General features: G+C 48.9%; 10 protein-coding genes. All 10 read left to right on the forward strand.

Going from position 1 to position 12,524, the window contains the following annotated elements; all coding sequences use genetic code 11:
- Nucleotides 1-9 precede the first annotated feature (9 nt).
- The 10 genes from AC0YN4_RS11385 (at nucleotide 10) to AC0YN4_RS11430 (ending at nucleotide 12,070) form a co-directional block, all read left to right on the forward strand.
- Nucleotides 10-897 (forward strand): ABC transporter permease subunit, encoded by an 888-nt coding sequence (locus tag AC0YN4_RS11385; protein ID WP_475835834.1) that lies wholly within the window; start codon nucleotides 10-12, stop codon nucleotides 895-897.
- Nucleotides 894-1,826: an ABC transporter permease gene (locus AC0YN4_RS11390; protein ID WP_475781586.1), complete on the forward strand. Its 933-nt coding sequence runs from the start codon at nucleotides 894-896 to the stop codon at nucleotides 1,824-1,826. The genes AC0YN4_RS11385 and AC0YN4_RS11390 overlap by 4 nt, the downstream gene beginning before the upstream one ends.
- Nucleotides 1,827-1,929: 103 nt before the next feature.
- Complete coding sequence (locus tag AC0YN4_RS11395) at nucleotides 1,930-2,973, forward strand: NAD(P)-dependent alcohol dehydrogenase (RefSeq protein ID WP_475835835.1); 1,044 nt, start codon at nucleotides 1,930-1,932, stop codon at nucleotides 2,971-2,973.
- 207 nt (nucleotides 2,974-3,180) lie between these two features.
- Entirely contained in the window at nucleotides 3,181-3,744 is a 564-nt protein-coding gene (gene ahpC, locus AC0YN4_RS11400; protein WP_475781588.1) for an alkyl hydroperoxide reductase subunit C, read from the forward strand.
- Nucleotides 3,745-3,872: 128 nt separating this feature from the next.
- Entirely contained in the window at nucleotides 3,873-5,402 is a 1,530-nt protein-coding gene (ahpF, locus tag AC0YN4_RS11405) for an alkyl hydroperoxide reductase subunit F (RefSeq protein WP_475835836.1), read from the forward strand.
- Nucleotides 5,403-5,617: 215 nt separating this feature from the next.
- Nucleotides 5,618-7,147 (forward strand): alkyl hydroperoxide reductase subunit F, encoded by a 1,530-nt coding sequence (gene ahpF, locus AC0YN4_RS11410; protein WP_475835837.1) that lies wholly within the window; start codon nucleotides 5,618-5,620, stop codon nucleotides 7,145-7,147.
- 130 nt (nucleotides 7,148-7,277) lie between these two features.
- On the forward strand, nucleotides 7,278-8,330 hold the full coding sequence (locus AC0YN4_RS11415; RefSeq protein WP_475781591.1) for a GerAB/ArcD/ProY family transporter: 1,053 nt from the start codon (nucleotides 7,278-7,280) through the stop codon (nucleotides 8,328-8,330).
- Complete coding sequence (locus tag AC0YN4_RS11420) at nucleotides 8,327-9,664, forward strand: spore germination protein (RefSeq protein WP_475835838.1); 1,338 nt, start codon at nucleotides 8,327-8,329, stop codon at nucleotides 9,662-9,664. Before AC0YN4_RS11415 ends, AC0YN4_RS11420 begins: the two co-directional genes overlap by 4 nt.
- 13 nt (nucleotides 9,665-9,677) lie before the next feature.
- Entirely contained in the window at nucleotides 9,678-10,796 is a 1,119-nt protein-coding gene (locus AC0YN4_RS11425; RefSeq protein ID WP_475781593.1) for a Ger(x)C family spore germination protein, read from the forward strand.
- Nucleotides 10,797-10,975: 179 nt separating this feature from the next.
- Nucleotides 10,976-12,070, forward strand: a complete 1,095-nt coding sequence (locus AC0YN4_RS11430; RefSeq protein WP_475781594.1) for a fatty acid desaturase family protein — start codon at nucleotides 10,976-10,978, stop codon at nucleotides 12,068-12,070.
- Nucleotides 12,071-12,524: the final 454 nt, after the last annotated feature.

The raw sequence follows: 12,524 nt of genomic DNA on the forward strand, positions 1-12,524 counted from the left end.
GGTTGCAGCATGACAAAACTAACGCAGTACAGCTCGATTATACTGGGCATTCTGTTGTTCGTCCTTGTATTTGCCATGGTTCCGGTTGTTCTGCAGCAAGGCTATATGGACGGTTCGCTGCAATTCCACTGGTCAGAGGGACTGACGCGTTTGATCAGCTATATCGAAGGCCTTGCAAACGGACAAAGCTTCATGTACTTGGCCGGCAAGACCGAGCACTCGTTCTTGGAACAAATCGGAAGCAGCTTTACGCTTACATTCTCGTATATGATTGTCGGTGCCTCCATCGGCATGACGGTCGGCATTTTGCTCGGCGTCTATTTTGCAGTTACGCGCGCGCGATGGCTTAAGAGCCTGTTGGAACTGTTGAGTGTGATGCCGGATTTCGTCATCGTCTTGCTGTTGCAGTTTCTGATTGTATTCATAGCGGACGAGACCGGCCTTGTCTTCTTCCAGGTTGCAAGCTTCTCGACGGATGATCCGGCGGTCGCGCTGCCGCTAATCTCGGCGATCATCATTCCTGCGATCTATATGATTCGCAACGTCACGCTTCACATGAGTCAGACGCTGACAGAAGACTATATCAGTTTCGCGAAAGCACGGGGGCTTGGCAAACGCTATATTATTTTCTTTCACGCGCTGCCTAACGTACTGCCTTTTGTGAAAGCGGATTTGCATAAGTTTATGGGAATCCTGTTCGGGAATTTGTTCATCTTCGAATATTTGTATAACCTGAACGGCGTGACGCTGCTGGTATTCTCCAATGCTTATGCCTATGAAGGGTACCAGTACAATTTGGTCGTGAACGGAATCTTCACGATGCTGCTGCTTTATGTTATTTTGTTTGCCATCTTGAGGGCTTTGCTTTACGGCTGGGAGAAGGTGTTTGCACGATGAACAAAACCTTGTTGGCCGGTCTGACGATTACAGTTCTAATTATCTTGGCTTCCTTCTTCGGCCACTATATCGCTCCTCATGATCTAAACGAACATCTTGCATTCGATTATCAGGTCGACGAGAATGGCAAAGGCACGATTATTGCGCCGCCTAGTCCACCGTCAGCCGGCTATCCGTTTGGAACGGATAAATACGGAATCGATTTGATGGCGAAGCTGCTGGACGGGGCAAAATATACGATTATCGCAACGGTATCGATAGCGCTAACCCGCATATGCATTGGTGGTGTGCTGGGGATGCTGCTTGGTTTTCTGGGAAAAGGCAAGACCTCCAGAGCTGACCGTCTTCCGATGTGGAATATGTTAAACGGCATTCCGATCTTAATTATTGTTTGGATGATCATGATCGGCATATCCTTGAATCCGGCATCTTCTCCTTTAAAGCTGACACTCATTCTTTCCATCGTTTTGGCGGTTGTCGGCATCCCGACAGTCGCATCTACGGTGAAAGAGAAAACGATGGTCATTCGCGAGAAGCAGTTTATCCTCTCCGCCAAGTCGATCGGAGCAAGCCACCGGACCATCATCCGGACGCATCTTCTGCCCCACTTAATGGAAAGCTTCATCATCCTGTTCGTCCAAGAGATCGTATTGATCCTGGGGTTGTTCGGACAGTTGGCAATCTTCCATATCTACGTCGGGGGTACGTTAGTGTACAACAATCCGTGGCCCGAACTGCCCGAATACATTAGCCGCACGAACGAATGGAGCGGATTGATCGGACAAGCACGCAGTAATCTGGATATTAATCGTTGGCTGCTGTTCATTCCGCTTCTGGTCTATACGGTGTTTATATTCGGCTTCCATTTGATCTCGCTTGGTCTCGAGAAGATGTACAAGCAGCGATTTGCTAAGTTTTCGAATATTTAACAGATTAAAGGCTGCCATTTGGCAGCCTTTTGTTTGACACCGTGGATCGCCATCGTGAAGAATAGTAGAAGAACTACTTATCCATACGCGCAGGAGGTTATCCATGATTAACGTAAATGCACACGCTGTATTCAGTCCGGAAGGTCCTTTCAAGCCGACCACGATTGAGCGCAGGGAACTTGGTCCGCTTGACGTCCTCATCGAGATTAAATTCGCGGGTATTTGCCATTCCGACATCCACTGTGCCCGCGGCGAGTGGGGGCCGGTAAGCTATCCGCTCGTTCCGGGTCACGAGATCGCCGGAATTGTCGCTCAAGTTGGTTCGGAGGTCGTGAAGCATGCTGCTGGCGACCGCGTAGGAGTAGGGTGCATGGTTGACTCCTGCAGAGAGTGCGACAGCTGCCATAAAGGCGAGGAGCAGTATTGCCTGAGCGGTAATACGGGCACCTATGGAGCTATCGATCGGTACGGACAATATACGCAGGGCGGTTATTCCACCCATATCGTGGTTACGGAAGACTTCGTCGTTCGAATTCCGGACAACATGGAGCTTGATGCCGCAGCACCGCTCCTGTGTGCCGGCATCACGACGTTTTCGCCGCTTCGTCATTGGGGTGCAGCTCCGGGCAAAAAGGTAGCCGTGGTTGGATTCGGCGGGCTCGGACATATGGCGGTGAAGCTCGCACATGCCATGGGCGCGGAGGTTACGGTGTTATCTCAAACCGAGAAGAAGAAAGAAGACGGTTTGCGGCTTGGCGCGGATCATTATTATGCCACAGGCGATCCAGAGACGTTTCAGCAATTGGCCGGTTCCTTCGACCTCATCATTAATACGGTGAGCGCTAAGATCGATATAAGCGCATACCTTTCGCTGCTCGCGCTCGACGGCACGCTCGTCAATGTCGGTGCGCCGCCGGAACCGATGTCCGTGGACGTGTTCTCGCTAATCGGTCATCGCCGGTCATTTGCCGGATCCATGATAGGGGGCATTCGCGAGACGCAGGAGATGCTGGATTTCTGCGCGGAACAAGACATAACTCCTGAGATTGAAGTGATTTCAGCCAACCAAATCGATGAAGCTTGGGAACGCGTACTCGCATCCGATGTTCGTTATCGATTTGTTATCGATATCAGCACGATGGGATAGTAGAAGAAACTGCGTAATTCGAGGTTCTTCTGTATAATGATCCTCATGTAGACAATACTAGCACGTGGCAATGGTTTGGGATGTCGAGAGGTCCAGTTGAAAACAATTATCAATTGGATGCTAAAAAGTCTTGACAAATGCTCGTCCGAGAATTAATATCAGTTTAGAATCATTTCAATTAAATGCTCTATAGGAGGAAACAAACATATGTCTTTAATCGGAAAAGAAATTCTACCTTTCAAAGCGCAAGCATTCCAAGGCGGTAAATTCATCGAAGTATCCGACGCTAGCTTGAAAGGTCAATGGAGTGTAGTTTGCTTCTATCCAGCTGACTTCACGTTCGTCTGCCCGACTGAGCTTGGCGACCTGCAAGACCAATACGCGACATTGAAATCGCTTGGCGTAGAAGTTTTCTCCGTATCGACAGATACACACTTCACGCACAAAGCTTGGCACGATAGCTCGGAAACAATCGGCAAAATCGAATACATCATGATCGGCGACCCTACGCACGCGATTTCCCGTAACTTCGACGTGTTGATCGAAGAAGCTGGTCTGGCTGACCGCGGTACATTCATCGTCGATCCAGACGGCGTTGTTCAATCGGTTGAAATCAGCGCTGGCGGCATCGGCCGTGATGCAAGCACGCTTGTGAACAAAATCAAAGCTGCTCAATACGTGCGCAACAATCCAGGCGAAGTTTGCCCTGCGAAATGGCAAGAAGGCGGCGCAACACTTAAACCGAGCCTTGATCTTGTTGGCAAGATCTAAGGAACGAAGGAAACGACAACTGCCGCTTTGCATCCTGATGGGTGCAGGCGGTTTTTTCTTGCAACAACTGAAAATCATTCTCAATTATCGAACGGCAATCCTATTACATCACTTGGGAGGCATGTGAAATGGTTTTAGACCCGGAGATTAAAGCGCAACTGAACCAATACCTTGGACTAATGGAAGGCGACGTGCATATCCAAGTCTGCGCAGGCGACGATCAAGTATCGAAGGAAATGCTTGAGCTGATGGATGAACTTGTCGGCATGTCTTCCCGCATTAAAGTAGAGAAGGCTGATCTGCCAAGAACGCCAAGCTTTAGCGTGAACCGCCCAGGCGAGAATACGGGCATTGCGTTCGCGGGCATTCCGCTCGGTCACGAATTCACGTCTTTGGTGCTTGCCTTGCTGCAAGTCAGCGGCAGAGCTCCCAAAGTCGAGCAGGAAGTGATTGATCAGATCAAGAGCATCCAAGGCGAATACCGCTTCGAGTCGTACATCAGCTTAAGCTGCCATAACTGCCCGGACGTCGTGCAGGCGCTGAATCTGATGAGTGTCCTCAATCCCGGCATTTCGCATACGATGATCGACGGCGCGGTGTTTAAAGAAGAAGCCGAGAGTAAGGAAGTAATGGCGGTTCCATCCGTATATTTGAATGGGGAGTTTTTCGGCGGCGGCCGCATGACCATCGACGAAATTCTGGCGAAAGTCGGCACGTCGCGCGACGACTCCGAGTTGTTCGAGAAGAAGCCTTATGACGTGCTTGTTGTCGGCGGCGGTCCTGCAGGTGCGAGCGCGGCAATCTATGCAGCGCGTAAAGGGATTCGCACAGGCATCTTGGCTGAGCGCTTCGGCGGTCAAGTCATGGATACGGTCGGCATCGAGAATTTCATTAGCACAAAGTACACGGAGGGTCCGAAGCTCGCAGCAAGTCTGGAAGAGCATGTGAAAGAGTACAACGTCGACGTCATGAAGCTGCAGCGCGCCGTACGTTTGGATAAGAGCGACTATATTGAAGTTGAGCTCGAGAACGGTGCCGTACTTAAGAGCAAAACCGTTATTCTCTCCACAGGCGCTCGCTGGCGCAATGTCGGCGTTCCCGGTGAAGCGGAGTTCAAGAACAAAGGCGTGGCCTACTGCCCGCATTGCGATGGTCCGTTGTTTGCAGGCAAACGCGTAGCTGTCATCGGCGGAGGAAACTCCGGTATTGAAGCTGCGATTGATCTCGCAGGTATCACGAGCCATGTCACCGTGCTGGAATTCGCTCCGGAATTAAAGGCAGACGCTGTTCTTCAAGATCGCCTATACAGTCTGCCGAACGTAACGGTGCACAAGAACGTCCAGACGAAAGAAATTACAGGTACAGACAAAGTGAACGGCATTTCCTATACCGAACGCGATTCAGGTGCCGAGAAACATGTCGAGCTTGAAGGTGTATTCGTACAGATCGGACTTGTCCCGAATACCGACTGGCTCCCGGATCATATCGAACGGACGCGTTTCGGCGAGATTGTCGTGAACAACCATGGAGCAACCAGCCTGCCGGGCGTATTCGCCGCAGGAGATTGTACGAACAGTCCGTATAAGCAAATTATTATTTCAATGGGATCAGGCGCAACCGCAGCTTTAGGTGCATTTGACTATCTCATTCGCCATTAAATTCATTTCACTTCAGGCCGCCTTGTATCCTGTAGGATACGGGCGGCTTTTTAACGGTTATAATTGATAATTGTTTTCAATTGGAAGCAGAATAGTATTGACACTGAACTGTTTAATAGTTAATATTATTTTATAATAATTATAAATAAGATCGCATCGGGAGCGCTTAAACCGAGCCTCGATCTCGTAGGCAAGATCTAAGGAGTGAATGGACAATGGTATTAGACCCGGAGATAAAGGCACAACTAAATCAATACCTTGGTTTGATGGAAGGCGACGTGCTGATCAAAGTCTGCGCCGGCGACGATCAAGTATCGCAAGATATGCTTGGTCTGGTGGACGCCATTGCCGGCATGTCTTCCCGAATCAAGGTCGAGAAGGCAGATCTGCCGAGAACGCCAAGCTTCAGCGTAAACCGCCCAGGCGAGAACACGGGTATCGTGTTCGCGGGCATTCCGCTGGGCCACGAGTTCACATCCTTGGTGCTTGCATTGCTGCAAGTAAGCGGACGAGCGCCTAAAGTCGAGCAGGACGTTATTGATCGAATAAAGAGCATCCAAGGCGAATACCGATTCGAGACCTACATCAGCTTAACCTGCCATAACTGCCCGGATGTCGTGCAGGCACTGAACCTGATGAGCGTCCTAAATGCCGGCATATCGCATACGATGATTGACGGTGCTGCCTTCCAAGCGGAAGTGGAGAGCAACAACATCATGGCCGTCCCATCCGTATTCCTAAACGGCGAGTTTTTCGGCGGCGGCCGGATGACGATCGACGAGATTTTGACCAAAATCGGCATGACGCGTGATGATTCGGAGCTGTTCAATAAAGAGCCTTATGACGTGCTTGTTGTCGGCGGCGGACCTGCGGGTGCAAGCGCGGCGATCTATGCGGCGCGCAAAGGGATCCGCACCGGCATCGTGGCTGATCGCTTCGGCGGCCAAGTGGTCGATACGCTTGCTATTGAGAACCTGATCGGCATGAAATACACCGAAGGTCCGAAGCTGGCGGCTAGCCTGGAAGAGCATGTGAAAGAGTACAACGTCGACATTATGAAGCTGCAGCGCGCTGTTCGGCTCGAGAAGGGTAAACTGTTCGAGGTTCAACTCGAGAACGGTGCTGTGCTGAAGAGCAAGACCGTTATTCTATCAACAGGTGCTCGCTGGCGTAATATAGGCGTACCGGGCGAAGAGGAGTTCAAGAATAAAGGCGTGGCTTATTGCCCGCATTGTGATGGTCCGTTGTATGCCGGTAAACGTGTAGCCGTAGTCGGCGGAGGCAACTCCGGCGTCGAGGCTGCGATTGATCTCGCAGGTATCACCAGCCATGTCACTGTTCTGGCATCCTCATCGGAATTGAAGGCGGACGCTGTTCTTCAAGATCGTCTCTACAGTCTTCCGAACGTAACGGTACTTAAGAATGTGGAAACCAAAGAAATTACCGGGACGGACAAAGTGCGCGGCATTTCCTACATCGAGCGCGATTCGGGAGCCGTTAAGCATGTCGAGCTCGAAGGTGTGTTCGTTCAGATCGGACTTGTTCCGAATACGGAATGGCTAGGCGATAGCCTTGAGCGGATGAGCTCCGGTGAGATTGTCGTGGACAAGCGGGGAGCAACGAGCTTGCCAGGCGTATTTGCCGGCGGCGATTGCACGGACAGTCCGTACAATCAAATCGTGATTTCGTTGGGTTCTGGCGCAACCGCTGCTCTTAGTGCCTTTGATTATCTCATCCGTCATTGACAAATGTTTTATGCGTACTTCCAGCCGCTTGTATCCTGATGGATACGGGCGGCTTTTATTTTCCTTCGTCACATGCTGTTTTCATAATCGACCCACAATTGGCGCATTCTACCTTATGGAGGTGGAAAAAGTGACGAAGATCAATGCTGCACAAACCTATATATTAATTACGTTTGCTGTCGTTTCCTTTTTACAAACCGCTTCTGTAAATCCCATATTAGGTGCCGGCGGGCGTGACGCCTGGATAGCTGTTGCACTTTCGCTCGTACCTTTTATCGCCTTTTCGTTTATCGTATACGCCGCTTATGACGCGAATACATCCTTAATGGTTGAATCGAAACGCCAAGTCGGTGGCTTTGTTACGGCGATATTCAAAGCGCTATCTTTACTCTACTTAGCGACCAATGCGTTCATTGATTGCCGCGACATTATATCGTGGACGAAAATTGTGCTGCTTCCATTTACGCCCAAAATCATCGTCATATTGGCTTTAGTCGGTCTTGCTATGTATCTCGGCGTTAAAGGAATTGAGCCCATCGGTATCGTGGCAACCGTCGTTTTTTTTCCGGTATTCTTCGCTGTTCTTTTTCAAAATCTATTAGCTATGAAATACGTACACTTCAATTTTCTTAAGCCTGTTGGTACAACTCCAATCCCCCCATTGCTGGAATCGATGTGGGATGCATGGCGTGGAGAGGGGAATATTGCCTTTCTGTTGTTTTTGTCCCATCATACGGACGGCGCTGTCAAAAGGGGGAAGTTTGTATGGAATTGTGTAACGCTGGGAGTTATAGCTAGCGTTATAGCGGTAGTGCTGCTGGCTACATTTGGACCTGTGGAAGCAGCAAGATTATCCTACCCCATCTATAGCGAAGCTCGATTAATCCAAATTACAGAGTATATCGAGAAGATGGACTTCATTTCCGTGTTCATTTGGATGACATTAACCGTAGTTAATGCGTCTGTCATGTTATTTCTGATTGGTGACATCATCAAACCGCGATCTAAACTACCGGTGCTCTTTATGGGTGTGCTCCTCATTGCTGCCTTAGCCATACCATGGGGGGAATTGAGTTATTTGGCCGTATTAAGCGAGTACTATATTCCTTATTCAGCTTGGCTTGTGACGGCTATTATCTTGTACGCGTGGGCCATTCGTGCGAAGAAGAAGGTGTTATCATGAACCAAGAAGCAGAAGCCTTAATTCAAGACGCGTATGATGTCAAACTGGAGCAGATAGGCGAGATCTCCTTATTATATTGCGAAAGTTTAGTCAATATGGACAGGCTCAAAACGATCGTCATTCCGAACTGGAAGCAAATGATCCAGAATAACGAATGGAAACCGATCGAACAGACCCTATCGGAGGAAATATTCGCCGGGGCAGTGGTGATGCTCCCGGATCAGCTTAAATATGATCTTCATGAGCCGCGAAGCCGAAGCATAGAGGAATCAACAAGCGAAGTCTCCATTAAAGGACCAAGGGACGGGTTTACAGAGGAAGTCATGACTAACGTGGCGCTTATTCGCAAACGGATGAAAACAACCTCTCTGAACTATGAGCAAGTGAAGATAGGGAGGCGTGGAAATACGACGGTAGCGCTGCTGTATTGCAAAGATATAATAAATGCGGAGATCGTGAAGGAGCTCAGAGCACGGCTTGCGAAAATCGACATCGATGTCCTCCTTGGGGTAGCTCAATTGGAGGAGTATTTGAGCGATTCGCCTAATTCCATATTTCCGCTTGTCGACTATATCGGACGGCCGGATTTTGCGATCCAAGCACTCATGACGGGTCGCTTCGTTATTCTCATAGACGGATCCCCGATGGCTATTATTGGACCCATTAACTTTCTGGAGCTCATCAAGTCGCCGGAAGATATCCATTTCCCATTCTACTATACGATTTTTCAGCGCATGCTGAGATTCGTTGGGCTAATGGTTGCCATGTTTTTGCCGGGCTTCTGGGTTAGTTTATTCTCCTATAATATCGACCAACTCCCATTCCCGCTCTTGTCGACGATCGTTACCGCTCGAACGGGGATCCCTTATCCCGCGCCGATCGAAACCTTCATTATTCTTGGCTTGTTTGAAATGTTCCGGGAAGCGGGAATCAGGCTGCCGACGGCGGTAGGTCAAACGGTTGCGGTTGTAGGCGGACTGATTATCGGAGATGCCGCCATTCGCTCAGGATTGGCGTCGCCATCCATGTTAATGGTCACTGCGTCTGCAGTTGTCGCTACGTTTACACTCGTGAACCAATCCTTAAGCGGGACGGTCACGCTCATCCGCATATACGTGCTCATAGTCTCATGTATATTAGGCTTGTTCGGATTCTTTATAGCCTTGCTTTCCGTTATTGCATATATGGCTACATTAAAGTCGTTCGGCGTTCCTTACTTGGAACCCATTAGTCAGATGAAAATGAAACCGTTTATTCTCTCCATTCTCGATCTTCCGTTTCATATGAAGAGGGAACGCTTCAAAGCGCTCCAACCTAAAGATAAAACCAAGTAAAGGAGAGCTATCCTTGAGCATCAAAATGGGAGCTAAATTAGGAGCAGCGCTCCTCTCCGTAACTTTACTGCTGACTGGATGCTGGGATTACAAAAACATCGAGGAAGTCCTTTATGCCACCGCGATCGGATACGATTATTACAAAGGGAAGACGATTGTGTATGTACAGATTGTAAGCCTTTCCTCTGCCACCAATGCAGAACAAGGCTCGACAGGCGGCCAACCGCAAATCTGGATAGGCAGAGGGGTTGGCAGAACACCCAGCGAGGCCGCTGGTGACTTGTATAGTACGGCGCAGCGTAAGATCGAGTGGAGCCACATCCGATCTGTTCTGATTTCAGATCGGATGCTAAGCCATATGGGACCAAATGGACTTGATTCCTATCAGAGGTATCGAGAGTTTCGATACTCATCCTGGGTGTATGCTACCAAGGAACCGGTGGATAAAGTGTTAAAGGCACAATCCTTTTTTACACTAAGTCCCTTAACCACAACCATGCAATCACCGCGAGACAGCCATAGCCAGCGTTCGATCTATCCGATGCTGACCTTTCAAGAACTAATGCTGGGTATGCTCGATCCCGGCTATACAACTACGATTCCCGCGCTGGCGCTGGATACAGAGAAATGGTCAAATGACCAAAATAAACGGGACCCTCACCTCAAAATTGAAGGAATCTTCGTAATGGACGAAACCAAAGCACAGGGATACATCCCGGAAAAGAAGATGATGGGCCTGCGTTGGTTTCAGCCTGATATGATTCGGACCCCTGTATTGGTCGCAAACGGCGTCGTATCCATGGAGAAGGCGAAATCAAAAATAAAATTCACCAAGCGTGGTGATGAGGTATTCTTTACGATTGATATAAGCGCCCACGGTAATATCGTCGAATGGTTAAGCGATGAGGGTGACGAGTCGGCCGTTGTGGGCGAAGTTTCCGCCAACATTGCACGCGAGATAAGGGAAACCTACGAAACCAATATAAGAAAAGGCATTGATCTGTACAATTTCAGGCATCACCTGTTTCAAGGCAGGGTAAAGAACTGGAAAACAATCAAGATTGACGAGTCCTCCTTAAGGGCTGTAAACGTAAAGGTCTATATCGATCATGCAGGAAAAAGTACGATCTAATCAGAAAATGCCGACGAAAATCCTGATCATTCAGTTACATGGGATCAGGATTTTGCAGATTTATGAAGGATTGTCCTAATAGTGCAAATGAATGTCTTGTTACGTTAACGACAGTTTGTTCGCTAGGCGTTATGATTTAAGAAAGCGCTATCACAAATCTGTATGGGGAGGTCTTCACCATGTCTGCGAGAAGAGATTATAGCCTGACAGGACCGGAGAATAAACGCGCGCAAGAAAGAGGATTAGCATCAGCGGAGGATTGGTATAAGAGCCCGATTCCGCGCCAGCGTTTGAAGGAATTAATGAAGCGTAAGGATGGACCGGCTATTCGCGATACGATTCTGATGTTTGCTTGGCTCATCGGTACGGGGATTCTTGCCTATTATTCTTGGGGAACCTGGTGGGCGATACCGGCGTTTGCCTTATACGGAGTGAGCTATGCTTCAACTGCCGATTCACGGTGGCATGAATGCGGTCATGGCACGGCATTTAAGACAGCGTGGATGAACGATGTCCTGTATCAAATAGCTTCTTTCATGGATTTGAGAGCACCGACCCCATGGCGCTGGAGTCATGTGAGACACCATACCGATACCTATATCGTAGGGCGCGACCCGGAAATCGCGATGTCCAGACCGCCGGTGTGGCGTATTATATTCGGGGAAATCGTTCATATCTATGGCGGATCAAGAGATCTTAAAGCGATTATTACGCATTGCTTCGGGAAGCTGACTGCAGCAGAGAGCGATTATGTTCCTGCGTCTGAAATTAGGAAAGCCGTTTGGATTTCGCGGATCTGGGTACTTATTCTTGCAGGCTTTATCGCTTGGTCGATTCTGATCGGCAGTATTCTGCCGCTCATGTTTGTTGGACTTCCGACTTTCTATGGTCCGATTCTGCTGCTGTTAGTGGGCTTGGGCCAGCATCTGGGTCTCAGGGAAGATGTATTGGATCATCGCTTGAACACGCGTACGATTTATATCAATCCGTTCTTTCGCTTCCTGTATTGGAATATGAACTATCATATCGAGCATCATATGTTTCCGATGGTTCCGTATCATGCGCTGCCTGCCCTGCATGAGGAATTGAAGTTTGACTATCCGGCACCGAGTCCAAGTCTATGGGCTGCGCTTAGAGAGGTCATAGCCGCGCTGATTAAACAGAAGAAGAATCCCGATTATGTTGTGGATCGACCTCTTCCGGCTACCGCTAATCCTTATTACTACGGTGCGCAAGCAGGCAAAGCAGATGCAGATTTGGCGTCTAATCACTAAGCCTTTTGCTGCACATAACGTCTGTCACAACCGTTAGCGCTTCAAAAAGGCTTAGTTTCATGAAATAGCCATTCTGACAACCGTTACACTTCTGTTCATGTTAGATCTGCTACCTACAAACGATCCGCAAATAAAGAAAAAGAAACCTAACGCGTCATACAGCGCGATGGGAGCCTCGCGCGTTGCAAAAACGCGGGGTTCTCGACATTCAAAGGCTGCCAATCGGCAGCCTTTTGTGTGCTGCTAGATTCATATCGACCACACGGGGGTAAGTAGTGGTTTGCCGAAGAAGAAATGCACTAGGCAGATTATTCTTCTCATTATTCTCACTTTCTTCTCATTATTTAATCGAATTTGTACGTATGCAGTGTGCAAAAGCACCATGGTGAATACTACTAAGGGGAGTTGTTTGCGCTAAAATATGTAAATAATCATTAAAATTTTGTTAAAGTGA

The sequence above is a fragment of the Paenibacillus sp. J22R3 genome (genome assembly GCF_056269305.1).